We start from the raw sequence: 24800 nt of genomic DNA, 5'->3' as shown, positions 1-24800 counted from the left end.
GCTATGCCCACCACAAAGAAAGAACCCGGCAAATCCGCGAAAAAACGCACAGCCAAGCATGTGCCCGCAAGAGAAGCTGGAGCTGCAACGAAGCGCGAGACTGCGTCGGAGGCTGTCAATCAGCAACTGGCGCGCTATCGATCGATGCGGGACTTCGGTATCACGTCTGAGCCCAGCGGCACCGATTTGAAAAGCGAGAAAAGCTCTTCGAGCAAGAGATCAGGGGCGGAAACTGGACTTCCGTTCGTGATCCAGAAACATGCGGCGTCGCACCTCCACTACGACTTTCGCCTTGGCTGGAACGGAGTCTTGAAGAGCTGGGCGTGCGCCAAGGGTCCCAGCTACTATCCTGGCGATCGCCGCCTTGCTGTGCAGGTGGAAGACCATCCTATGGACTACGGGGGCTTTGAGGGCATCATCCCTCAGGGCCAATACGGGGGTGGGACCGTTATGCTTTGGGATCAGGGCACATGGGAGCCGCAGGCCGGGCATACCGATGTCGACGCCGGTCTGCATGCAGGCTCGCTTAAGTTCACCCTGCATGGCACGAAATTGAAGGGTAACTGGGCGTTTGTCCGGATGGGCGGGAAGGCTGCGAATGCGAAAAAGCCAAACTGGCTGCTGATCAAAGAACACGATTCCTTTGAGCGTACAGAGAAAGACAAACCCATCACGGAAACTGCGCCCGACTCTGTTGTCACAAAGCGTTCGATTGAGCAGATCGCCGCGAACGAAGACCATGTGTGGAACTCCAAGGCCACGGCCAATGGAGGCGGCTTGCACAGCAAAGATACAAAGGAGATGAAGAGCAGCTTTTCGCCTTCTCTTTCTAACTATCCGAAAGAGTCTTTGCCCGGCTTTATCTCTCCGCAACTTGCCACACAGGCAACTCGGCCGCCTGCGGGTACGGACTGGCTCAATGAGCTCAAGCTCGACGGATATCGCATCCAGGCCCGTCTGGATCAGGGCGAAATTAAACTCCTCACGCGCACTGGACTCGACTGGACGCATCGCATGAAGACGATTGCCTCGGAGGTCTCCGCACTGCCTGTACAGTCGGCTCTGCTGGATGGAGAGGTGGTGGTGCTAAGCGACGACGGTACTACGAGTTTCGCAGACCTGCAGGCTGCCTTTCAGGAGGGCGTAAGGAAGCCGCTTACATACTTCCTCTTCGACTTGCTGCATCTCAATGGTCACAATCTTCGCAACGCGCCTCTCAGCGATCGCAAAGCGCTGCTTGCGGGACTGTTTAAGAAGGCAGGACAGGATCTCCGTTTCTCCGAGCATCTGAATTCCGATGCGTCAGCAATCTTCGAGAAGGCATGTGAACTGCATGCGGAAGGGATCATCGCGAAACGTGCCGATGCGCCTTATAACTCGGGGCGCACGGCCTCCTGGATCAAACTGAAGTGCGTCCATGAGCAGGAGTTCGTGATCGGAGGCTTTACCTTGCCAGCGAAGGGACATGCCGGCATTCACGGTATCGGCTCGCTGCTGCTGGGCTACTACGATGCTTCTAAAAAGCTGATCTACGCGGGTCGCACTGGAACGGGCTTCACTCAAAAGACCCATACCCTCATCCGCAAGCAGTTGGAAGATCTGCGACGTTCGAGCAATCCGTTCGCACACACACCCGAGGAGGCCCGCAGAGGAGCGATCTGGGTCAAGCCTGCTCTGGTCGCGCAGGTGCGGTTTGCCACTTGGACTGCGGATAACCTCGTGCGTCAGGCGTCTTTCCAGGGTTTGCGCGAGGATAAGCCTGCGAGCGAAGTCCGCAGGGAGGAACCTGTGCTTAAGTCCCGCACCGAGCGTCAAAACTCGCGAACAAACTCGAGATCCAAGCGAGCGTCTCACTCCGCTCCGCCACCTTTGGCGGCCAGAACAGTTCAAACTGAGACTCCATCGAAGAACCGGGTATCGCTCGACCACGCACCGGTCCGTCTTACCCATCCGAATAAGACCATTGATGCCGAATCGAATCTTACGAAGCAACAATTGGCCGATTACTACTGGGCCATCGCTCCGCATATGCTGCCCCAGATCGCCGGACGTCCCCTGTCCCTCGTGCGGTGTCCGGAAGGCTCCACGAAGCCGTGCTTTTTCCAGAGGCACACAAGCCCGACGCTTCCGCCGGCGGTCGAGACCATTGATGTGCCTGACAAGAAGACCGGCAAACCTGAGCCTTACATCACGCTCTCCACGCCGGAAGCCTTGGCTGGCCTGGCCCAGATGGGCGTCCTCGAACTGCATCCGTGGGGCTCTAAAAATGACGATCTCGAACACCCGGACCGCATCATATTCGACCTCGATCCGGACACGGCAATCTCTTGGCGTACCCTTGCCGACACAGCTATCGAGGTAAGGAAGCGGCTCAAAAAGCTTGGTCTCGAATCTTTTCTGAAGTTGACCGGGGGGAAGGGGCTCCACATTGTTGCTCCCATCGAGCCCGATCACGAATGGGCCGCGATCAAGCAGTTCGCGCACGGCTTCGTTCTTGAGCTTGAGACGTCCAATCCGGCGCTCTATCTGACCAAGATGACGAAGTCCGCACGAGTGGGCAAGATCTATCTGGACTACCTGCGCAACGAACGCAGTGCTACCGCGGTCGCTGCATTTAGCCCACGCGCTCGCGCCGGAGCCCCGGTATCTCTGCCGCTCAGTTGGAACGAGCTGAAGCTCGAAGATCGCCCCGTCTTTCATGTCTCGGACTATCCCACCTGGAGATCGCGCCTTGCTCACGACCCATGGAAGCAGCTTCCTACGAGTCGCCAGAAACTGAGCAAGCGGGCGTTGGACCTATAAGACCTCTACTCGCATAACTTCATCCGGTCCTGATGACGGTTTCTGGGGTAATTCAAAAGATATGTCAACGGAATACGAGAGAAGGGGGAATGTAGGAGAGATGAAATCGCAAAAGACAGATGGGAAAACTAAGTCAACCGCCAGCAAATCAACCGGCGGCGAGCCAGCCAAAAAATGGTCCGCGAAAGTGGATACGGACTCGACTCATCCGCGCGAGGATTTATTCAACTAGGATGCGGAGTCCATCGTACGGGAACTCGCCTCTAAGGAGGTTTCCCAAAAAGGACCAGCGTCGGGAATGCGGATGCTTACGTTTTACATCAATCGAGCAGGCAAGAACCTGACTCCGGAGCGGAAGCAAGTCCTGGAACACGCGAAGAAGCTGTTGCACGCCCGGGTTGAGAGTGCGCGCTCTGCATCAACGACATAAGCGAGCATGAGGAGGAATGGTTGACAAGTGTTCCGCGAAGGCTTTTGATGCTTCTGGGACGGTTTCATGCCGGATGACATGAAGTTTGATAACTGCCTGGCGTCCAAGCTTGATTTGCGGACTCCAAGGATGAACGCAAATCGAGAGGCGCTGGCGGCATTCATGACCGCGTTACGCCTGGAAGAAGAGTCGATTCACCTGGGAGGTGGAGCGAAGGCCACTGCGGCACAGCACGCCAAGGGGAGACTGACTGTACGAGAGCGTCTTGGCCTTTTGCTTGATGAGAGTACGGAACTCTTCGAGTTGGGGCTGTGGGCTGCGCATGGCATGTATGGCGAATACGGTGGCGCTCCCGGAGCGGGTGTTGTTACCGGCTTGGGGCGAGTGAGCGGCCGGCTGTGCATGGTGATCGCAAACGACGCTACTGTGAAGGCCGGCGCGTTTTTCCCCATGACAGCGAAAAAGGTGTTGCGCGCCCAGACCATCGCTCTTGAGAACCGGATTCCGACGATTTATCTGGTCGATTCTGCCGGTGTTTTTTTGCCACTGCAGGAAGATGTCTTTCCGGATACCGACGATTTTGGACGAGTCTTCCGCAACAATGCAGTGATGAGTTCGCTGGGAATCCCGCAGATCACGGCGATTATGGGCATGTGCGTGGCCGGGGGCGCATACCTGCCCGTGATGACAGACACTGTGTTGATGACTGAAGGCTCCGGTTTGTTTCTGGCCGGACCTTCGCTGGTGCAGGCTGCGATTGGGCAGAAGACCGACCCGGAGGAGCTGGGCGGCGCGGCGATGCACGCCGAGATCTCGGGAACTGTGGACTTCAAGGAGCCGGACGATCCGCATTGCCTGGCGCGCTTGCGCTCACTGGTCGCCAAGATGGGGAAACGGCGCCCTCGCTGTGCGGCACCCGAGACCTTTCAGCGAGTGGAGTTCGATGCATATCGCGATGCGCCAAAGTATGAGGCTGAGCATCTGTATAGCTTGCTCGATCCCGCGCCGGGAGCCAGCAATGTCTACGACATGCGGGAAGTGATTGCGCGAATCGTGGATCGAAGCGAGTTCGACGAGTACAAGGCAGATTTTGGAAGAACGGTTTTGTGCGGATATGCGTGGATCGGCGGGCGGGCTGTTGGGATTGTCGCCAATCAAAAAACCAACCAGAGCCAGACGGTGGCGATGGGTCCGGCAGCGGGGATGAAACGCATTGAGGTTGGCGGAGTGATCTATACCGAGGGCGCTCAGAAAGCTGCGCGGTTCATTATGGACTGCAATCAGAACCTCGTCCCGTTGGTGTTTTTGCACGATGTCAACGGCTTCATGGTCGGCAAGGACGCGGAGTGGTCGGGAATCATTCGCGCCGGGGCAAAGATGGTGTCGGCTGTGAGTACGAGCGTTGTGCCCAAGATCGCGGTCATCGTTGGTGGGAGCTTTGGAGCCGGACACTATGCGATGTGCGGGAAGGCTTATGATCCGCGCTTTCTTTTTGCGTGGCCGACGGCGCGCTACGCGGTGATGAGCGGGGCGTCGGCCGCGAGTACGCTGGCGGAGGTTCGCGCCAAACAGATGGAGCGAGGTGGAAACGTCTTGTCGGAGCCCGAAAGGAAAGCTCTGTATGACGAGATCAAGGCGACCTACGATGCACAGGCTGACCCGCGCTATGGTGCGGCGCGGCTCTGGATTGACGCAATTATCGATCCGGCAAAGACGAGGGATGTATTGATCACAGCACTTGAGGCTTGCGCTCTGAATCCGGAAGTGCCGAAGTTTAACCCCGGGATATTGCAGACCTGATTGTCAGTACGCTTTGGAGGAAACACCGGACGAGAAAGAACGGCATCTTACTGAGATGGAAGGCATCGTCCAATATCCGGTGTGCGATGCGTAGAGGAGCGAACAGTGAGCCTTGATCTTGAAACCGATGTGAATCTTTATCCCTTCGTGCTAACCGAGGATCAGGAACATCTTCGGCGGGAGATTCGTGCGTTCGCCGCGCGCGAGATTGCGCCGAACGTGATGGCGTGGGATGAGACCAGCGAGTTCCCGCTGGCGGCGGTTAAGAAACTCGGCACGATGGGTCTGCTGGGGATCATATTCCCGCAGGAGTACGGCGGCGCGGGCTTGGGGTATGTCGACTATGTGCTGGCCATCGAAGAACTATCGGCTGTCGATGGATCTCTTGGCCTCACGGTTGCCGCGCATAACTCGCTGGGTACGAATCATATCTTCCTTGCGGGAAACGAGCAACAGAAAAGAAAGTATGTGCCGCTGCTTGCAAGCGGCGAGTGGCTCGCAGCATGGGGGCTGACCGAACCGGGCTCCGGCTCGGATGCAGGCAGCGCACGGACGGTCGCGGTCAAGAAAGGCGATCGATACGTATTGAACGGGAACAAGACGTTCATCACCAACGGGCACTATGCGGACGTTGCAGTCGTCATCGCGGTCACCGACAAGAGCAAGGGCACGCATGGATTGTCGGCGTTTGTCGTCGAGAAGGGGACGCCCGGGTTCCGCCCGGGGAAGAAAGAGAACAAGCTGGGGTTGAGGGCGAGCGACACCAGCGAATTGATCTTCGAGGACTGCGAGATACCCGGTGAAAACCTGCTTGGCGCTGAAGGCGAAGGATTCATTGACGCGATGCGGGTTCTGGATGGCGGAAGGATTTCGATTGCAGCGCTGTCGCTTGGCATCGGACGCGGGGCTCTCGATGCCGCGCTTAAATACGTCAAGGAGCGACGGCAGTTTGGCAAGGCGATCGCGGAGTTTCAAGGTATTCAATGGAAGCTCGCGGATATGGCGACGGAGCTCGACGCGGCCCGGCTGCTCACGCAGCGCGCTGCTGTGCTGAAGGATGCGGGGCGAAAGATTACGCGTGAATCGGCTATGGCCAAGCTAATGGCAAGCGAAGTGGCGGTGCGAATCTGTAACGACGCGGTGCAGTTGTTTGGAGGCTATGGATTTATCAAGGACTATCCAGCGGAGAAGTTTTATCGAGACGTCAAGCTATGCACCATCGGCGAGGGTACGAGCGAAATACAGCGGATGGTCATTGCCAGAGAGATTCTGAAGGTGTATCCATCGCGCGGGTGATCGAATGGGTGAGTTAGTCAAAATTGTGGAGTGCCCGCGGGATGCGTGGCAGGGTTTGCCTGCGTTGATACCGGCCGCCGTGAAGACCGTCTATCTGCAGAGGTTGATAGCAGCTGGATTTACGCACATTGATGCGGTCAGCTTCGTTTCGCCTGCTGCTGTGCCGCAGATGGCTGACTCGGAAGAGGTGCTGAAGTCTCTTGATCGTCCGGATGGGGTCGAATTGATCGGGATTGTGGTGAATGCGAAGGGAGCCGATCGGGCCATCCGGACAGAAGCAGTACAGACTTTGGGTTTTCCCTACTCCATCTCGCCGCAGTTTCTGAAAAGGAATCAGAATCAAACGCCGGAAGAGGCGCTTGAGGTTTTGCAGCAGATTACTAAGATGGCGAGCAACGCTGGACTGGGTCTGGTGGCCTATGTTTCGATGGCCTTTGGCAATCCATACGGAGATAAGTGGGACATAGATAAATTGACGGATGCCTGTGATCGTCTGGTCGAACTTGGAGTGCGCCAGATCTCGCTGGCAGACACGGTGGGTCTCGCCACTCCATCGCAAATCATGGAGAGTGTGGCCAGAGTCGTTGCGGAGTTAGAGGAGATCGAAATTGGGGTGCATCTGCATGCGCGGCCTGAAGAATCTGCGGCGAAAGTTCGCGCAGCCTACAAGGTGGGCTGCCGACGATTCGATGCGGCGATTGGCGGACTTGGCGGATGTCCCTTTGCGCAGGATGAACTGGTGGGCAATATTCCGACGGAGATGCTGCTGGCAGAACTGAAAACGATTGGGGCGCAGGTGCCGGATCTGGCACGGCTTGAGCCGCTGATACAAGCCAGCGCGGATATCGCTGAGATCTATGGCCGAGCACATCTTGATACCGGTTGTGAATCAGCGCGGTGATGAGGGCGGTCTTGTTCAGACCGGAGGATTGATTTTGAGTTACTCGACAATCATGGTGACGGAGGAAGGGACGGTCCGGACGATTACCTTGAATCGGCCCGAGCGCAGGAATGCGATGACTCCTGAGATGCAGATGGAGTTGATTGCCGCGATGCAAGAGGCAGCCGACACTTCCTGCCGGGTTGTCGTTTTACGAGGCGCTGGAGATGCGTTTTGCTCGGGACTGGATTTGTCTGCGCTGCAAGCCATGCAGGACAAGACTGTTGCCGACTATCGTGCCGATGCGGAGCGAATCGCAACGTTGTTTCGAACGCTGTACGAATTGCCCAAACCCACGATCGCATCGGTGCACGGAGCAGCGATTGCCGGTGGGACTTGCCTCGCCACCCTTTGTGATTTCACGCTGGCGACGCCTGCGGCGAAGTTTGGCTACACGGAACCGCGGATCGGTTTTGTACCTGCGCTGGTGTCGGCGTACCTGGCCTTGCAGATTGGCGACAAACGGGCCCGGGACCTGCTGCTGAGTGCGCGGCTTTTTGACGCGCAGGAAGCGCATCGGCTTGGCCTGGTCAATGAGGTTTTAGCGCCGGATCAACTGGCGGGACGTATACAGGCACTGTATCAAACCTTGCAGGGAAATAGCGGGCAGTCTCTCGCGGCAACCAAGCGACTGATGGCCGCGCAAAATAAGGCGTGGCTCGATACGGCAATCTCGGAAGCGATGGAGGCCAACGCTCGGGCTCGCGAGACTGCCGATTTTCGAGAAGGGATTGCGGCGTTTCTGGAGAAGCGACCGCCGAGGTGGACGAATTAAGCGACTGTATCTCTTAACAAACCTCATCGCTGAAGCGGACCGGCGCGCCGGTGCGTTGCTCCACTTGCTCACGCGTGACGCCGGGAGCGAATTCTATGACCTCGAAGCCGGAAGGCGTCACGTCCAGAACGCCCATATCTGTGATCACTCGATTCACGACACGCGTTCCGGTGAGGGGAAGCGTGCATTCCCGGAGCAGCTTTGCACTGCCGTCCTGTGCCGTGTGCTCCATGAGAACAAGGACGCGCTGAACTCCTGAAACCAGATCCATCGCACCACCCATTCCCTTCACGCGCTTACCCGGGATCATCCAGTTTGCCAGGTCTCCGCGCTCTGAAACCTGCATTCCGCCAAGAATCGCGAGGTCGATGTGGCCACCTCGAATCATCGCGAAGGAGTCGGCACTCGAAAAAGTGGACGCACCGGGGAGAAACGTCACGGTCTCCTTGCCTGCGTTGATAAGATCGGCGTCAACCGCACCCTCTTCCGGGAAAGGACCCATGCCAAGAAGGCCGTTTTCTGATTGCAGTGTGACGGTCAGGCCGTGGGGAATGTAATTGGCCACCAGGGTAGGGATACCGATTCCGAGGTTCACGTAGAAACCATCTTTGAGTTCTTGTGCGGCGCGAGCGGCCATCTCATAGCGAGTCCATGCCACGGTCTATGCCTTTCGAATCGTTCGCTTCTCAATGCGTTTTTCCGGATGGGGATTGTGTACGAGCCGATGAACAAAGATGCCCGGCGTGTGAACCTCGTCGGGATCGATTTCGCCTGGTTCTACGATGATCTCTGCTTCCGCCACTGTGATCCAGCCGCAGGTTGCCGCATTAGGGTTGAAATTGCGCGCCGTTCGACGATAGATCAGGTTTCCGTTCAAATCGGCCTTCCACGCTTTCACCAAAGCGAGATCGGCGCGAATGCCGTGTTCGAGGATGTGGGTCACACCATCGAAGTCCTTGTGTTCCTTGCCTTCGGCGACCAGCGTGCCAACGCCCGTTCGCGTGTAGAAGCCGGGGATGCCTGCGCCGCCTGCTCTCATCCGTTCCGCAAGCGTTCCTTGCGGGCTGAATTCGACATCTAACTCGCCGGCTAGATACTGCCTTTCAAACTCCGCGTTTTCGCCGACGTAACTTGAGATCATTTTCCTGACCTGGCGGTTCTCGAGGAGCAAGCCAAGTCCCCATCCGTCCACACCCGCGTTATTGCTCGCGATGGTGAGGTTGCGCACGCCTGTGTCGCGCAAAGCGAGGATCAGAGCCTCGGGGATGCCGCACAGGCCAAAGCCGCCAATGGCCAGCAACATATCATCGCGCACGATGTCCTGCAGTGCGGATGCTGCGTCTGGCCATAGCTTCGTCGATCGCGGTTCACGAGCTGTTTGAGATTTCATCGTCTGGAACTCGCAAGAAACGGCTCCCGCCGCCGTTGCTCCACTGGTGTTAACAGGCCCTAGCATTTCGAATGAGGCTTCTTGAAAACGACCGAGAACGGCACCCAGTCGGACAGGCGTTTATCGTCCACTTCCGCGTCTTCGGCCTGAGGTTTCACCGACGATCTGGCAAGCGCCAACGAGATCTTCACGTTTCCCTGAATGCAATGTGCTACGAGATAGTCCGACACGCTCTTGCTTGCCGTGTCCAGATAGGCTGCTGGAAGAGTTCCCTGGTCTCCATGGATATCCACGGGAGGGCCGATCATGAGGTGGTTGACCGGATCCGAGTCCGCCGCTGCAGGACCGGCGAATCGCATGGCGAGAACGGCTCTTGTCTCCAGCGCATCAGGATTTGCTGTGTACGCGACAGGCGGAATGGCGATGGCGGCTTGATTCGGCTTGCTCGCCTTCGTGTCCAAAGTAAGCCGGTACGGAGCGCCCTTCCATTTTGGCTCAGCCGGAACGCTGGAGCTCTTGTTACCTTGGCTTCCGCACCCCACCAGGAGTACCAGCCCAATCGTCAGAATCATGCCTCTTCTCACGCCATCCTCCTCATTGTTTTGAAACCGCGCACAAGATTACCACATGGGAGTTTGGTCGGAATGTGATGGCGAACAGACCTCTGCCAGGAATGGCTTAGTGGAATCTCGTGGCGACAATCTGGCTGCCTGCTGAATCCGATTGGATACTGGTGGAACGAAGCAGTATCTCGAATGGACGCAGGCTCCCGTCCGGGCGCTGAGCACGCTTGAGAATGGATGAAATCGCGGTGGAATGAAAGAGGAGTTCGGCTGCCGATTGGGTACCGGCCACATCCAACCCTTCCAGAAGCAGTAGATGGCCATTGCCGCTTAAGTTGGGGACAAAATCAATCAGCGCGAAGGTTTCATGCGAGGGCTCGTTCCAATGGCTTGCGTAGGAGACTGATTCGCCCGGCTGCGGTCTGGTGTTGACAATCGAAGCTCCTTCCATGCCCACGTTGGGCACAATTCGGAAGTTGGTCTCGCTGTCGGCAATCGTCGACCAGGGATTGCTGTTGACCGAGCCGATCAGAACTACATTCGAAGTCTTCAGATTATCGAGGCGCAGTTCCCGCGGAAAGCGCAGGAGCACATGCCGCGGGTCGTACTCCTGTTGTCGTGTCAGATCGGCAAGAACCTGCAGGCTCACGAAATCAGTGAACCGCTGGGTGCGGATGTCCTCGGTGGTGTGATTATCCAGGTTGGGAAGCGACTGTCCAAGATACGAGCCGCGGATGTAGTCTGCAAGCTGAGATGGCTGATGAGAAATATCCTCCAGAAGATTCAGACCTGCATCCGGAGGAACAATATAGGTATTGTCCGCCCCGCGGAGAATCTCTTTCCAGAGCAACTGAGCGGGCTCCGGAGGCGGACTTGGGACAAGAATGCGCGAAGCGGCTACCCATGTAGAACAGACGAGAACGACGCTGTAGACCGCGATCCCCATTTTGCCGGAAACCGCGAGCTTGCGGAGGAATCGCCAGACCAGAGAGGGTGCGGAACTGGACTCGGGGTTCTCCGGGACTGCTGGCCCCACATCCGCTGCTGACTGCGGTTGCGCGGGCGATTGATTCTCGACCTGACTCTCGATTTGCCCGCAGGATTCCGATTCCCGGGAATTGCAGAACACCGGCACATATCCACCGACCGGAATCTCGATGCGCATTCCGGTGCGGTTGCCGTTCCCCGCAAAATGCTCGGCCAGCCGCTTGCGCAGTTGCCGGGCATAATTCCTGACAATATTGTCTTCATCGGTCCGGTAGCTTCTGGGACGTCCGAAGACATGCACACCGATCTGATGCTCAGTGACTGCGACTTGCCGGCCCATCAGAGTTTCCGCAACAACATACAAGAGGAATTGGGAAAGCAAGGGAGAACGCGCGAAGTGGTTCCCGGTAGCGATGCTCCGGGCCAGCCGCCAGCGCGGATCGTCGGCGAGTGCATCCCTCAAGGAGTCCGTTTTGGGCTCCGTCATGGGGTCTACTCGCACCGGCATTTGAAGTCCAAATTGAGCATTGGCGGATCGCTTTGGCATTGCATTCTCCCGCGGATTCGGCTCCGAGAGGACCAATTCCCCGTCTCACGATACCCAAAACATGTAAACGCACCGTAAACGGCCTCGTCAGCGCCGTGTCACCGAAACGATTCGCCAGATATTAAAGATCGAATAACATGTTTATATTTCAATAATTTATGAGGATGTTAAACGGGGTGTACACCCTGTTGCACACGGGCTTCACACGGTCCCGTTGCCAGTGATCCTTTCGTAGGATGAAGCTGGCTGAACTCTGGCCAGACGCAACAGCAGGACCTACGAAGGAGCGCCTTACTTAATGGACATTTACAAAAGACCTGATCCGGCATCGAACGGGCCTGTCCCGCGGTTGAGACAAGCCGCTGGCCGGAGCGCGTGTTTCGCATTTGGATGTGCACTCGCACTTTTCCTCTTGGACGGCGGCATTTCGAGAGCACAGGTGAACACCGGCAACCTCAGCGGCCAGATCACCGACTCTTCCGGAGCCGTAGTTCGCGGAGTCACACTGGCTCTGGAGGGCAAAGAGACTGGCTACAAGCGAACCGTGCAATCGGAAGCGGACGGCAACTATGTCTTCCCGAACCTGCCAATTGGCGACTACACCCTCACGGTGTCCGCAAGCGGCTTTGCCACCGAAAAAGAGGACGAGACTATCAGCGTCGGATCCAGAACCCGCGCGGATTTTCATCTTCACCCTGGCGCCGCAGACCAGACCGTGGAAGTGACTTCGGATGCCAGCGGTCTCTCCAAGGATGACGCTTCGATCAGCACAGTGGTCACCAACGAAACGATCGCGGAGACGCCTCTCTTCCTGCGTAACTGGGACGACCTGCTGCGTACGGTTCCCGGGGTGCAGATCAACCGCTATACCAATCAGAGCGGTGCGACCAATGCCGGACGGACGGGCGATTTCAATGTGAACGGCGTTCACTCCCTGCAGAACAACTTCATTCTGGACGGTATCGACAACAACACCTTCTCGGAGAATGTGCAGGAGCTGAGTTCTGAGGCGGCGCATCCTTCGGTGGACGTCATCGCCGAGTTCAACGTGATCACCAATCCCTACTCAGCCGAGTACGGCCGTGCGCCCGGCGCTGTCGTCTCCGTAAACACGCGCAGCGGCTCCAACGCATTTCACGGCACGGCATACGAATATGTGCGCAACCAGTTCTTCGACTCCTTCGACTACTTCTCCAAGCAGACGTTGGCGAAGAAAGCAGAGGACAACCAGAATCAGTTTGGCGGCAGCTTTGGCGGGCCGATCAAACGCGACCGTCTGTTCTTCTTCTTCAACTATGAGGACACGCGGGTCAAGCAAGGTGTATCGCGCGTATCGACTGTGCCGTTGGATAACGAGCGTATCGGTGACTTCAGCGCCGCTGCCGCGGCAGTCGACGGAATCGCGCCCTATCCGACGATCTACAACCCGACCACCTGCTCAACACCCTACAACCTGAAGAGCAGCGGTTGCACCCCGTATGTCAGCAATCAGATTCCTTCCAGCCAGATCGACTCCACTGTCAGCAAGCTGATGGCGCTCTTTCCTGAGCCGAACTTCAAGAACGGCTCGGCAAACTATCCTGAGCTGAACAACTATTCGCGTACGGGAGACCTGACCGACTTCAACGGCAGCTACGATGCGCGCGTGGACTGGACGCCGACGTCGGCGGATACGGTCTTTACACGCTTCAACTACTTCAGCCGCAATCGCGACATTCCAGGCTACTTCGGTGGTCTGGCAGACGGATCCTCGACCTCGGCGTGGGGCAACCAGATCCTTCAGGGTGCCAGCGTCGTCCTGGGCTGGACGCGAGTGATCAGCCCGCGCATGGTCAACGATTTCCGCTTTGGCTGGGTACGCGATTACTCCAAGGCTGTGCAGCAATCCTTCGGCCAGTCTCAGACTGCGGGCGACTTTCTGCCCGGCGTTCCAAATAATCCGGCAATCGGCGGCGGTGTGCCGCTTACTTCCTTCACCAACTTCACATTCATCGGCTCTCCAGACTTCCTGCCCAAGCAGCAGATCCCGATGCTGTATCAGTACAACGACACGCTTTCGTGGAGCCTGGGTAATCACAACCTGAAGTTCGGCGCCACTGTCTTCGCGCCGATGCGCAACATCTTCCAGGATGAGCCTGGTGTGCGCGGCGACCTGGGGTTCACGGGTGTCTTCACGGGCCTTTCCTATGCCGACGGCCTGATTGGAGCGACCCAGTCCACGCAGTTAACCAACGTGTTCTTCGTCGATCAACGGCTTTGGATGGCCTCCGGATTTGCCGAGGACGATTGGAAGGTGACGCCGCGGCTCACTCTGAACCTTGGTCTCCGCTACGACTTCTCCACGCCGGCTACCGACGCCCAGAATCGCATGGCCAACTTCGATCCCGCCGGTTCGGGCTCACTGGTCTTCGCCAAGTCCGGCTCGCTTGGGGACCGCGCATTAGTCAACCCCCAAACCACCAACTTCGCTCCGCGCATTGGTGTTTCGTACAGCCTCAACGACAAGACCGTGCTCCACGGCGGTTACGGTATCTATTACACCTCACTGGAGCGAATCGGCAGCGAGGACCAACTTGCGTTGAATCCCCCGAATCTGATCAACAAGACATTGGCCAGCAACACAGCGCCGGTGATCAAGCCGTCGGTCGGATTCCCGTCCAACTTTCTTGATCCCTCCACCATCAACCTGAATGCCTTGCAGAACTTTCACGTGCGCGCCGCCGACCCCAACGCAGCTTCGCCGATGGTCCAGCAATGGAGCGTCGGAGTCCAGCGTCAATTCACGCCGGTCTGGCTGGCTGAGTTGGACTATGTGGGGACAAAGTCAACGAATCTGGATGTGCTTCGCAACTACAACCAGGTGGAAATCTCCGGCAATCAGGTTGTGACCAGCGCCAGCGCTCCAGGCGGAACAGTTCCTTACCCTGATTTCGGCCAGATCGAATACCTGGACCCAGCGGGACATGGCAACTACAACGGCCTGCAGGCCAGCCTTACGCGAGTCATGCACAACGGACTGAGCGTGCGCGCAGCTTATACCTACTCGCACGATTTGGACAATTCTCCGGAAGAACTCGAAACCAATTCCGGTGATGCGCCCAACGGCCGTGACTACGGCATGTGGTATGGCAACAGCGATTTCGATGTTCGCCACCGCATCTCGGCCAACTACGTCTATGAGCTGCCCTTTGGCCACGGCAAGCCGATGCTTCAGACTGGCCCGGCTGCCTGGCTACTGGGCAACTGGAGAACCTCGGGAGTCTACACCTTCTACAGTGGGCACCCGTTCACTGCAAACTGGGGCAGCGAAAGCACCTTGCTCGATGCCTATGGCTACGCGACCGCAGTACCCAACATCGTGGCCCCGGTGCATTACCTCAAGACGCAGCAATGCTGGTTCTACGACACCGCCAACAAATCCTGCGCAGCGGCCGGTTCGGGCCTGACCACGCCGTTCGCCGATCCGGGCAACTACAACATCGGCGACGGACGCCGCAACACGCTGGTTGGACCTGGGACGCAGCTCTTTGACTTTGCGCTCATCAAGGCCATTCCGATTAACGAACGCTTGAACGGGGAATTTCGCTGGGAGGTCTTCAACGCGGCCAACCACCCGATCTTCGGTCAGCCAAGCGGCAATGCAAGCAGCAGCAGCGTTGCCCAAATCACCACTCTCTCGGCTGACCCGCGCGTGATGCAGTTCGCGGCTCGCATCAACTGGTAGAACGTCAAACAAATGGTCCGGGAGGCGCATTCATGTGCCTCCCGGACTTTTTGCGTTCGAGTTGACGAAGGTTTCCAACTCAATCTATATCGAAAGCGCGAGGCGCTGAACATACAACACCTCAAGCAACACGCCAAGGAGCCGTCTTGAATCTCACATTTCGTTCAATTACCACCCTGGGACTGGGGATGCTGATTGCAGGCCTAGCAAGTGCCAGTCTCGCCAGCGGACAACAGGTGCCCGCGCCCGGTTCGCGCACCCAGATGGACGCTCACAACTGTTATCCCTACTTCGAGTGGTGGAACGACCGCATCGATCGCGCGCTCTCGGCCGGAACGCCGCTGGCTATTGAACAGGATCTTGGCTGGTACACCGATCCGAAGACCGGCAAGAGCTGGTCTGTGGTGACGCATGGCGAGATGTCCGGCAACGAGCCGACCATGGAACATTACTTCTTCGACCGCGTGCACCCCATTATTGAGCAGGCTTTGAAAGACGGGAACCACGGAAACTGGCCGCTGATCACCCTCAATCTGGATTTCAAAGACAACAAGCCTCAGCATCTTGCGGCTGTGCTCGAACTGCTCAGGCAGCACCGAGCGTGGCTCACCTCGGCAGTCAAGACAGCCGATGGCAAAACCCCTCAGCCATTGAATGTGAAGCCCATTCTGGTCCTGACCGGCGAGTCCGACGCCCAGCAGGCTGTGTTCTACGACCAGTTACCGGTCGGCGAGCAAGTGCTGCTCTTTGGCGCCATCCACACCGGGCACAAGGACCCGCAGGCCGCGCCTGAAGTCATCGATGACGAGAAGGCAAGCAACTATCGCCGCTGGTGGAACAATCCATGGAAAGTCGTCGAAGTTGGTGGGCAGCAGCATGCCGGCGAGTGGACCCCCGAGAAGATGCACCGGCTTCGCGCGCTGGTCGAGCGCGCCCACGCCAATGGCCTCTGGATTCGCTTCTACACGCTGGATGGCGCGACAGAGGCCGAACTCAGCAGCAATGGCTGGTTCCATGGCTACAACTTCGGGTCCCTTGACGCGGCGCGGACCAGATGGCGGGCGGCTATCGCAGCCCACGTGGACTATGTGGCATCGGACCAGTACGAATTGCTCGGAGAAGAGATGCGAGGCGCCGCAGATCCTGAACTGCACCAGAACCGCTGAGACTCCACGGCGACGGGCACCTCGTTTTCAAATGATTCACCAGCGGGCGGCTCCGAGAGGACTTTACGACTTTTCGGAGCCCGTCCTGCAGCATGGTTTTATCGAGCGTCAGCTCCGCCAACGGTACCTCTATTTCAGCCTGCTTCAAGACTCCTACAATCTGCTTTACGGAACACTTCTCCTTCATCGACAAAATCCTTCCTCCTTCCTCAGGTTCGCTTTTACCAAAATACGAATCAGCCACTTAGTCCGGCTCTTCGCCCGGCCCATCATTTCTGCGGCTCAGCTTTGCCCGTGAGGAACCCGTTCTCGCGCAGCTCGAATCCTACGAAATATGAGGATAAGAACCTTCGGCTTCGCTATTTATTTGTCTTTCCTTGTTACAGGACTTCTCCACGCACAACAGACCGCGTCGATCTCGGGCCGTCTCTATGACTCAACACACGCAGCGCTCGACGCAGCGCAGGTGACGCTGCGCAATACGTCCTCCAATGCGACACGCGACACTGTCACCGATGCCCAGGGACTCTTCACCTTTGCGCTGCTGCCCGCGGGAAACTACGAGCTGCAGGCGGGGAAAGAGGGCTTCCAGACAAGCATTCTCTCCAACATTCAGCTCACCGTCGGCCAGTCCGCACTCCAGGATCTGACGTTGCATCCGGGCAATGTAAGCCAGCAGGTCGAAGTACAGGAAGATACGCCGCTGGAGGGCGCAGCCATGAACTCAAGTTCAGGACTGGTAACCGGCGAGGAAATTCGCAATCTGCCGCTGAATGGCCGCAGCTTCGATCAGTTGATTCTGCTGAATCCAGGCACAGTGAACTTCACTTCGCAGCGCACTGGCGGCATCGGCACATCAAACTCCGTCGTGGGAAATCAGTTCGCCATTTCCGGGCGCAGGCCGCAGGAGAATCTCTTTCTGCTGGATGGAGTGGAATACACCGGGGCGAGCGGACTGAATCAGACGCCAGGAGGCACGAGCGGCCTGCTGCTGGGCGTCGACGCGCTGCGCGAATTCAATCTGCTGACGGATACCTATGGCGCCGCATACGGCAAACGGCCCGGCGGGCAGGTGTTGATGGTAGCGAACTCTGGCACCAACGAACTGCACGGCGCAGCTTATGACTTTTTGCGTAACAGCGCCATGGATGCAAGGAATTACTTCGATCAGGCGACAATTCCCGAGTTTCAGCGCAGTCAGTTCGGCGGCGAGTTAGGAGGCCCGCTACGCCACAACCGCTCTTTTCTCTTCGGCAACTATGAGGGCTTTCGCGAAAACATGAGCCTCAGCGATGTAACGCTGGTTCCGGATAACAATGCGCGCAATGGTTATCTGCCGGGAACCGACGGCGGTTTGAAGTATGTCGGGGTTGCGCCGGCGACCGTGCCTTATCTGGCTCTGTGGCCATTGGCCAACGGCCCGGATCTCGGCGGAGGCATCGCCGAAGCTTTCAGCCATCCGGTGCAGACGATCCACGAGGACTTTGGAACAGCGCGGCTGGATCAGTACTTGACCCGGAATGACTCGCTGAGCGCCACTTACCTTGTGGACGACAGCGGGGACAATACACCCACGCAAAATCCCTATTCTCAGGACTTCGAAACCACGCGAGAGCAGGTAGTCAGCGGGCGCGAAACGCACATCTTCTCGCCTCGCCTGGTGAACCTGGCAACGCTCGGATACTCCCGCGCTCATTATTTCTTCACCAGCGATACGACAGCGGATGTGCCCCCGTTTATCGCGGGACGGGGTGTAGGAGTTGTAGTGGTCGGCGGCAGCGCGACGCCCAATACTTCCAGCTCGATCACTTCGGCCGGGACCAACACCGGCGACAATCACTACTCCATCCGTAATCTGTTTACCGAGGCGGACTCGATTGCCTACACCACAGGACGCCACTCCATCACCGCCGGAGTATGGTTCGAGCGGGTTCAGTTCAACGACGACCTGGCGCTGAGCCAGTATGGGCAGGCCAGCTTCTCGTCGCTGCTCGATTTTCTGGAAGGCACGATCAGCACGTTTACGGCTGTGCCTTCTCCGACGGATATGGACTGGCGCTCACTGGAAAGCGCAGCCTTCGCGCAGGACCAGATCCGCCTGACCTCGCGGCTTTCGCTTTCGCTTGGCTTCCGCTACGAAGGCACCAACGGCTGGAATGAAGCCAACGGACGGGCCTCGACCTTCCTACTCGGCCCGAATGGAGCTCTCGAAACGCAGCCGCGCATCTCCTCCTCGGCTTTCACCATCAACCGCGCCAAATTCCTGCCGCAGCCACGCGTGGGCTTTGCGTGGGACGCATTCGGCAACGGCCGCACGACGGTACACGGCGGCTTCGGCATGTACAACGACCTGCAGGATGCTCTGGGCTATCGCACCGACCAGAATGCTCCCTTCAACACCACAATCACATTGAAGAACATCGCCCTTTCCAGCCTGCCCATCGTTCCCGGTCAGCCAGTCAATGGCGGACTCGTAGCGCCCAACGGCGTGCAGCAGGATATGTACACGCCGACGGTTCTTTCCTACACGCTGAAAGTGGAACAGGCGATCTCTCCCACCACCACTCTGACCATCGGTTATGTAGGGTCCCATGGCTATCACGAAACCTCCAGTGCGGATTTGAATCAGGCGCTGCCGACCTTTTGTCCCAACCCGGCATGCCCAGCCAATTTGCCAGCGGGCACAATTTACTATCCGGCAGGCTCTCCGCTGGCAAACCCGCAGCTCGGTAGCGGGTGGACGTGGATCTCCCAGGCAGACAACCTCTACAACGCGCTGCAGGTGGACTTCCGCAAGCGGATGAGTCATGGCCTCGACCTGCGCGGCGCCTACACCTGGGCCAGATCGATGGACGACGGCGATACGCTAAACGCCAGCGGTGCAGCCAACACAGAAGGACTGGCGGAAGATGCGCACAATCTGCGGCTCGACTGGGGACGCTCTAACTTCGATGTGCGCAACGCGGCAACAATCAACGCCGTCTATTCCCTGCCCTACGGAAGAAACCCCGCCAATTGCGGAACCCGCTGCTTGTTTCTGGGCGGCTGGAATGTCGCCGGAATTTTCAACTATCAGGGCGGACTTCCATTCACGCCCGAGCTCAGCTTCAACCCGTCAAACAACGGCGACACCACGAATCCTGTACGGCCGTCTCTCAATCCCAACTTCCACGAGAATATCATCACGGGAAATCCCAGCCAGTACTTCGTTCCAACAGCGTTTGTAGTGCCGCAGGCAGGCACTTACGGCAATGTCCAGCGCGACAGCCTAACCGGCCCCGCAGTGACGGAGCTGGATACCTCGCTCTACAAGACGGTCCATCTCGCCGAGCGGTTGAACTTTCAACTGCGTGGCGACGCCTTCAACATCCTGAACCACGCCAACTTCAATACGCCCAACCTCGTCATCTACTCGTCGGCAACGTCTGCGCCTTCCGCCTCGGCAGGCGTGATCACCAGCACCTCGACCACCTCGCGCCAGCTACAGGTTTCAGCCCGGCTGACCTGGTAGTACCCAAGCCGAATGGGATATGTGCAAACATGCCCCATTCGGGCAGCCTGATTGTCAGTGGAAGGACCTAGATGGGCATAAGCATAGAACTTGAAAAGAATATCTGAGCGGAATGACCTAGCCATTCAGACAAACCAATAATTCCTTGGAACTAGACTATTGAGAGGAATGGAGGCGCGGGTCGGGATCGAACCGACGCATAAAGGTTTTGCAGACCTCTCCCTTACCACTTGGGTACCGCGCCTTGGCAGGGCCGTCCTGAATGTACTTTTGAGTTCTTTCCATTCCTGCCGTAGCCAATCCGGCTGGCGCCGGAGGGCGGAATGGAGCGGGAGACGAGATTTGAACTCGCGACCCTCGCCTTGGCAAGGCGATGCTCTACCACTGAGCTACTCCCGCTTGTTACAGATATGAGTATATCGGGCGAGCCAAATGCGGTCAAACCGCTGCTCGCCTAAGTTAGGCCGCTGATCTTTGCGCAGGAGAGCCTTAGACCGACGCAACGACCGAGGCGGGTTGGGAATTCACCGCGTCCGAAACGATTTGACCGTCGCGCACCTGCAAGATGCGATCGGCGATCGCCGCGGCTTCCAGGTTGTGGGTGATCATGAGAACTGTCTGTCCCAGTTCTTTGTTCGAACGTTGCAGCATCGAAAGTACGGCATCGGAGTTTTTCGTGTCCAGGTTGCCCGTGGGTTCGTCGGCCAGAATAATCGCGGGCCGGGTGATGAGGGCACGCGCAATGGCGACTCGTTGCTGCTCTCCGCCGGAGAGTTCGGATGGACGATGACCGAGGCGGCCCTGAATGGAAAGCAACTCACAGAGATGGTCGAGATATTTGTGGTCCAGGGGCTGATTGTCGCCGCTGATGGCATGGGCTATCTCGATGTTGCCCATCGCAGTGAGCGTGGGCAACAGGTTGAATCGCTGGAAGACGAACCCGATGCGCTGCTTGCGCAGACGGGTGCGGTCAGCGTCGCTCAGCGAGCCAAAGTCAATACCATCAATGACTACGCGGCCAGAAGTGGCGTGAGTGAGGCCGCCGAGCAAGTAAAAGAGCGTGGATTTTCCGGAACCGGAAGGTCCGACAATGGCGATGAAGTCACCGCGCTGCACAGAGAACGAAACGCCGCGCACGGCTGGCACTTCGATCCTGCCGGAGCGATAGACCTTGGTCAGGTTTTCTGCCTGAATGATGGCGGTGGGCTGATCAGTCTGCACGGCTTGATTGTAAATGGCTGAGGCCTCAAGTTTCGTTGTTCAGCAAATTCTGACCTATAGGCCATTGGCGATTGCTCGAAGAACGATGCCTGCGCTCAGGGTTGAACGCCCGAGAACTACTAAAGAACGGAATAGGCACAGGTATGATTTTGAGAGCGGCAAGGCGAGCTTTGCTGACATAGGAGATCAGAGAAATATGAGCTATTTAGCCGATGCAATGAGGTATGACGGCGCACAATTTCGACGATGCGGACGATCAGGCATTGTATTGCCGCCGGTATCGCTTGGATTGTGGCAGAACTTTGGTGGCGCCGATGTCTTCGAGACTGGCCGGGCCATGATCCGGCGGGCATTTGACCGGGGCGTAACCCACTTCGACCTGGCAAACAACTATGGACCTCCTTATGGATCGGCGGAAGAGAACTTTGGGCATATTTTACGGAAGGATTTTCGTCCTTACCGGAACGAACTCGTCATTTCCTCAAAAGCTGGCTGGGATATGTGGCCAGGCCCCTACGGCTTCGGCGGCTCTCGCAAATACCTGCTGGCGTCTCTCGACGAGAGCCTGCAACGCATGGGGTTGGAGTACGTTGACATCTTCTACTCGCATCGGCCAAGCCCCGATGTGCCGCTGGAAGAGACGATGGGCGCTCTCGCTCATGCGGTGCGGCAAGGCAAGGCGCTCTATGTCGGAATCTCGTCTTATAGTCCCGAACGGACGCGTGAATCAGCGCGGATTTTGAAGAGCGAAGGCGTGCCTCTGCTGATTCATCAGCCGTCGTATTCGCTGCTCAACCGGTGGGTCGAAACCGACCTGCTCGCAACTCTGGATGAGTTGGGCGTCGGCTGCATCGCGTTTTCTCCGCTGGCGCAGGGCCTGCTGACTAGTAAGTATCTGAAGGGCGTTCCGGAGAATTCGCGGGCGAAGGGCGGTGGTTCGTTCCTGGATTCCTTCCTGAACGAGGAGAATCTTAAGCAGGTGCGGGCTCTGAACGAGTTGGCGCAGGAGCGCGGGCAGTCGCTAGCCCAGATGGCGATTGCGTGGGTCTTGCGCGACCAGCGGGTGACTTCGGCGCTTATCGGAGCGCGCAATGTGGCGCAACTCGAAGACTCGCTCGATGCGGTGAACAAGCTTGCGTTTACGGATGCGGAACTGAGCGCTATCGATCAGTATGCGCGTGAGGGCGGCATCGACCTCTGGAAGGGTGCGCGCGAAGGGACCGAGTAAGGGCGCTCAGGAGATGGAATAAATCATTTCTATCCCTTGCGGAAGCGGTTGGCGAGATCGAATTCGTCGCGGAGTTCCGGCGTACGGAGATTTTCGCGAAGATGGGCCAGCCGCTGCTCCAGCGCTTGCAGTGCGGCAGCAACCGCTTCCGTGTTGGTAAGAGCGACGTCGCGCCACATCGAGTAGGGGCTTGAGCCCAGGCGAGTCATCTCGCGAAGCGCGCGCCCGCCGACAGCGGTCAGTTCCGGGGCATTGCCCAACTCGGTCTGAAGAAGCGCGGTCAGCGCTGTTGCCAGAAACTGCGGAAGATGGCTGACCCAGGCTACCAGTTCATCGTGGCGTTTGGCTTCCAGATCAAGCGTGCGGCAGCCGATGGCTTCGACCCACTTGCGCCAACTGGCTGCCAATTCCGCCGACTGGAAGGACATTACCGGCGGATTCTCCTTCGCAGATTCAGATTCGGATTCAGACGTGAAGATCCAGACAGCGCCCTGAAAGAGTCCGGCATCCGCCTGCGCTGCGCCACTGACCTCTTTGCCTGCCATCGGGTGCCCTGGGAGAAATCCAGCGCGGCCAGGATCGTTGAAGAGACGGTTGCCGGCCTGGGAGATCAGAGCCTTGGTGCTGCCAACATCGGTGATCAGGTGGCTTGGGCCAAGAATCGGCGCCAATTGCTCCATCCAATCGAGAATCGCATAAACCGGCGTTGCAAGCAGAATCAGTTGACTGGCTTCCGCAGCGGTAAGCGCATTGGCCGCAACCGAGTCGATGGACCTCCGCGCGAGCGCCTCCTGAGCCTGTCCGGGGTCCTTATCCCAGCCAATGATCGAGCCGGTGAATCCGGCGGCGCGCAGGGCCAGGCCTGTCGATGCTCCGAGCAGGCCAGTGCCGAGGATGAGGATGCGTTCGATCATCGCTGGGTCATGGTCAACTATGCGTTGGTCGTGGCTGGTGCGCTGGAGTAGACGCTTCTGCCTACAGCCTGGGCAATCAGCCGCAGTTCTCCGATCAGCTTGGCGAACTGGTCCGGGAAGAGCGTCTGCGCGCCGTCCGAGAGAGCCTTGTCCGGGTTGGGATGGACCTCGACAATGATGCCGTCCGCTCCAGCGGCTACAGAGGCGCGAGCCAGCGCCGGAACCATATCGCGCCGACCGGTGCCATGCGAAGGATCGCCGATGATGGGCAGGTGCGAGAGCTTTTTGACCACAGGGATCGCCGAAATGTCCATCGTATTGCGAGTGTAGGTCTCGTAGGTGCGGATGCCACGCTCGCAAAGGATCACATCGTAGTTCCCGCCCGCGAGGATGTATTCGCTGGAAAGGAGCAGTTCTTCGATAGTGGCCGCGATGCCGCGTTTGAGCATGATCGGTTTGCGGATCTTGCCCAGTTCGCGGAGCAGGTTGAAGTTCTGCATGTTGCGGGCGCCGACCTGGAAGCAATCGACGTACGGCAGCATCGGCTCGATCTGCGAGATCTCCATGACTTCGCTGATGGCAAGCAGGCCGTAGGCGTCCGCGGCTTCGCGCATCAGTTTGAGACCCGGGATTCCCATGCCCTGGAAGGCATACGGCGAGCTGCGCGGCTTGAAGGCTCCGCCGCGAAGGAAGCTGGCGCCAGCCTCTTTGACCTGCTTGGCGGTGAGGAAAATCTGATCGCGGCTCTCAATCGAGCATGGGCCGGCCATGATTGGGATCTCATCGCCGCCGACTTTGACGCCGTGATTGAACTCGACAACTGTGCCTTCGGGACGAAATGCGCGGCCAGCCAATTTGTAGGGCGAACTGATGCGGTGAACGCTAAGGACACCGGGCAGCAGCTTGTACTCTTCGATGTCGACGGAAAGGGTGGGACCGACCCCGGCAAGGATGGTCTGGGTTGCGCCGGTAGTGCGGTGTACGTTGACACCGGCCTCAACCATGCGCTCGATAATGGCGTCAATTTGTTCTTCGGTTGCGTGTTCCTGCATTGCTACGATCATTGCCTGTTCCCCGTCTCGGGCGACTGCACGCCTGCTTCGTGGCCCGCGGCTGCTGCCTGGGCGTTTCTCTGGCTGGCTAACTCGTTTCTCTGCAAGGCGCGCATGACGTCGATGATGCGCTCGAAGATGTGCGTCAGTTCGATATCCGGCAACGGCCCTTTATTGGCCGCGCGGACATTTTCATAGATCACCTTTTCCCGCGCAGGCTCGTAGATGGGCAACGAAGTCGCCGCCTTCAGGCGGCCAGCTTCCAGGGCCGCTTCGGCACGGCGGCTGAGCAGCGCGACCAGTTGGCGATCCAATTCGTCGATCTGTGTCCGCAATTCTTCCAACGTCATATCTGCCTCGTAGTGATTCTGGCGGTTCCGGTTCGGTGGGTGGATTCGTTCCTCTCCATCCACCAAGCCCAGAGGCCAGGAAAAATGAGTTAAACCAAACTGTA

At 58.0% G+C, this 24800-nt stretch carries 18 protein-coding genes and 2 tRNA genes; 10 read left to right on the top strand and 10 right to left on the bottom strand.

The annotated features are described in order from the left end of the window. The first annotated feature begins 3 nt into the window (after nt 1–3). The 6 genes from ligD (at nt 4) to OHL23_RS07755 (ending at nt 8043) form a co-directional block, all read left to right on the top strand. Nucleotides 4–2802 (top strand): DNA ligase D, encoded by a 2799-nt coding sequence (gene ligD, locus OHL23_RS07780; RefSeq protein ID WP_263351219.1) that lies wholly within the window; start codon nt 4–6, stop codon nt 2800–2802. Nucleotides 2803–3100: 298 nt separating this feature from the next. After that, complete coding sequence (locus OHL23_RS07775) at nt 3101–3232, top strand: DUF3175 domain-containing protein (protein WP_263351218.1); 132 nt, start codon at nt 3101–3103, stop codon at nt 3230–3232. Between the two features lie 129 nt (nt 3233–3361). Next, the gene (locus tag OHL23_RS07770; protein WP_263351217.1) at nt 3362–5032 is read left to right on the top strand and encodes an acyl-CoA carboxylase subunit beta; all 1671 of its coding nucleotides are present in this window, start codon (nt 3362–3364) and stop codon (nt 5030–5032) included. A gap of 105 nt (nt 5033–5137) precedes the next feature. After that, complete coding sequence (locus tag OHL23_RS07765) at nt 5138–6328, top strand: acyl-CoA dehydrogenase (RefSeq protein ID WP_317891656.1); 1191 nt, start codon at nt 5138–5140, stop codon at nt 6326–6328. Nucleotides 6329–6332: 4 nt separating this feature from the next. Further along, nucleotides 6333–7229: a hydroxymethylglutaryl-CoA lyase gene (locus OHL23_RS07760; RefSeq protein ID WP_263351216.1), complete on the top strand. Its 897-nt coding sequence runs from the start codon at nt 6333–6335 to the stop codon at nt 7227–7229. After that, nucleotides 7213–8043: an enoyl-CoA hydratase/isomerase family protein gene (locus tag OHL23_RS07755; RefSeq protein ID WP_263351215.1), complete on the top strand. Its 831-nt coding sequence runs from the start codon at nt 7213–7215 to the stop codon at nt 8041–8043. Before OHL23_RS07760 ends, OHL23_RS07755 begins: the two co-directional genes overlap by 17 nt. A gap of 13 nt (nt 8044–8056) precedes the next feature. On the opposite strand, the gene OHL23_RS07750 is transcribed toward OHL23_RS07755, so the two are convergent. The 4 genes from OHL23_RS07750 to OHL23_RS07735 form a co-directional block, all read right to left on the bottom strand. Further along, complete coding sequence (locus OHL23_RS07750) at nt 8057–8701, bottom strand: CoA transferase subunit B (RefSeq protein WP_263351214.1); 645 nt, start codon at nt 8699–8701, stop codon at nt 8057–8059. A gap of 3 nt (nt 8702–8704) precedes the next feature. Then, nucleotides 8705–9433, bottom strand: a complete 729-nt coding sequence (locus OHL23_RS07745; RefSeq protein WP_263351213.1) for a CoA transferase subunit A — start codon at nt 9431–9433, stop codon at nt 8705–8707. 59 nt (nt 9434–9492) lie between these two features. After that, the gene (locus OHL23_RS07740) at nt 9493–10017 is read right to left on the bottom strand and encodes a hypothetical protein (protein WP_263351212.1); all 525 of its coding nucleotides are present in this window, start codon (nt 10015–10017) and stop codon (nt 9493–9495) included. Nucleotides 10018–10111: 94 nt separating this feature from the next. Next, nucleotides 10112–11530 carry a hypothetical protein gene (locus OHL23_RS07735; protein ID WP_263351211.1) on the bottom strand — a complete coding sequence of 473 codons (1419 nt, stop codon included), beginning with the start codon at nt 11528–11530 and terminating at the stop codon, nt 10112–10114. Between the two features lie 439 nt (nt 11531–11969). Here OHL23_RS07735 and OHL23_RS07730 point away from each other — a divergent pair, with 439 nt between their 5' ends. From OHL23_RS07730 to OHL23_RS07720, 3 genes are all read left to right on the top strand, one after another. Then, complete coding sequence (locus OHL23_RS07730) at nt 11970–15254, top strand: TonB-dependent receptor (protein ID WP_263351210.1); 3285 nt, start codon at nt 11970–11972, stop codon at nt 15252–15254. Between the two features lie 146 nt (nt 15255–15400). After that, entirely contained in the window at nt 15401–16420 is a 1020-nt protein-coding gene (locus OHL23_RS07725; RefSeq protein ID WP_263351209.1) for a hypothetical protein, read from the top strand. A gap of 334 nt (nt 16421–16754) precedes the next feature. Continuing rightward, the gene (locus tag OHL23_RS07720; RefSeq protein WP_263351208.1) at nt 16755–19931 is read left to right on the top strand and encodes a TonB-dependent receptor; all 3177 of its coding nucleotides are present in this window, start codon (nt 16755–16757) and stop codon (nt 19929–19931) included. 169 nt (nt 19932–20100) lie between these two features. Here OHL23_RS07720 and OHL23_RS07715 read toward each other — a convergent pair. From OHL23_RS07715 to OHL23_RS07705, 3 genes are all read right to left on the bottom strand, one after another. Continuing rightward, nucleotides 20101–20175, bottom strand: a tRNA-Cys gene (locus OHL23_RS07715). Nucleotides 20176–20255: 80 nt separating this feature from the next. Further along, nucleotides 20256–20330: transfer RNA gene (locus OHL23_RS07710), tRNA-Gly, on the bottom strand. Between the two features lie 90 nt (nt 20331–20420). Next, on the bottom strand, nt 20421–21152 hold the full coding sequence (locus OHL23_RS07705) for an ABC transporter ATP-binding protein (protein WP_263351207.1): 732 nt from the start codon (nt 21150–21152) through the stop codon (nt 20421–20423). Nucleotides 21153–21348: 196 nt separating this feature from the next. On the opposite strand from OHL23_RS07705, the gene mgrA reads away from it, so the two are divergent. Beyond that, nucleotides 21349–22380 carry an L-glyceraldehyde 3-phosphate reductase gene (gene mgrA, locus OHL23_RS07700; protein ID WP_263351206.1) on the top strand — a complete coding sequence of 344 codons (1032 nt, stop codon included), beginning with the start codon at nt 21349–21351 and terminating at the stop codon, nt 22378–22380. Nucleotides 22381–22409: 29 nt separating this feature from the next. Here the strand turns inward: mgrA and OHL23_RS07695 are convergent, their stop codons facing one another. Genes OHL23_RS07695 through OHL23_RS07685 form a run of 3 tightly spaced genes read right to left on the bottom strand, consistent with a single transcriptional unit; the run spans nt 22410 to nt 24696 of the window. Beyond that, nucleotides 22410–23294 (bottom strand): prephenate dehydrogenase, encoded by an 885-nt coding sequence (locus tag OHL23_RS07695; RefSeq protein WP_263351205.1) that lies wholly within the window; start codon nt 23292–23294, stop codon nt 22410–22412. Between the two features lie 17 nt (nt 23295–23311). Next, nucleotides 23312–24358 carry a 3-deoxy-7-phosphoheptulonate synthase gene (gene aroF / locus OHL23_RS07690; protein ID WP_263351204.1) on the bottom strand — a complete coding sequence of 349 codons (1047 nt, stop codon included), beginning with the start codon at nt 24356–24358 and terminating at the stop codon, nt 23312–23314. Beyond that, nucleotides 24355–24696 (bottom strand): chorismate mutase, encoded by a 342-nt coding sequence (locus OHL23_RS07685; protein WP_263351203.1) that lies wholly within the window; start codon nt 24694–24696, stop codon nt 24355–24357. Before OHL23_RS07685 ends, aroF begins: the two co-directional genes overlap by 4 nt. Nucleotides 24697–24800: the final 104 nt, after the last annotated feature.

This window comes from Acidicapsa acidisoli (assembly GCF_025685625.1).
GTDB lineage: Bacteria > Acidobacteriota > Terriglobia > Terriglobales > Acidobacteriaceae > Acidicapsa > Acidicapsa acidisoli.
The sequence above is the reverse complement of the archived record's forward strand: the minus strand, read 5'-3'. Positions and strand labels throughout refer to the sequence as shown.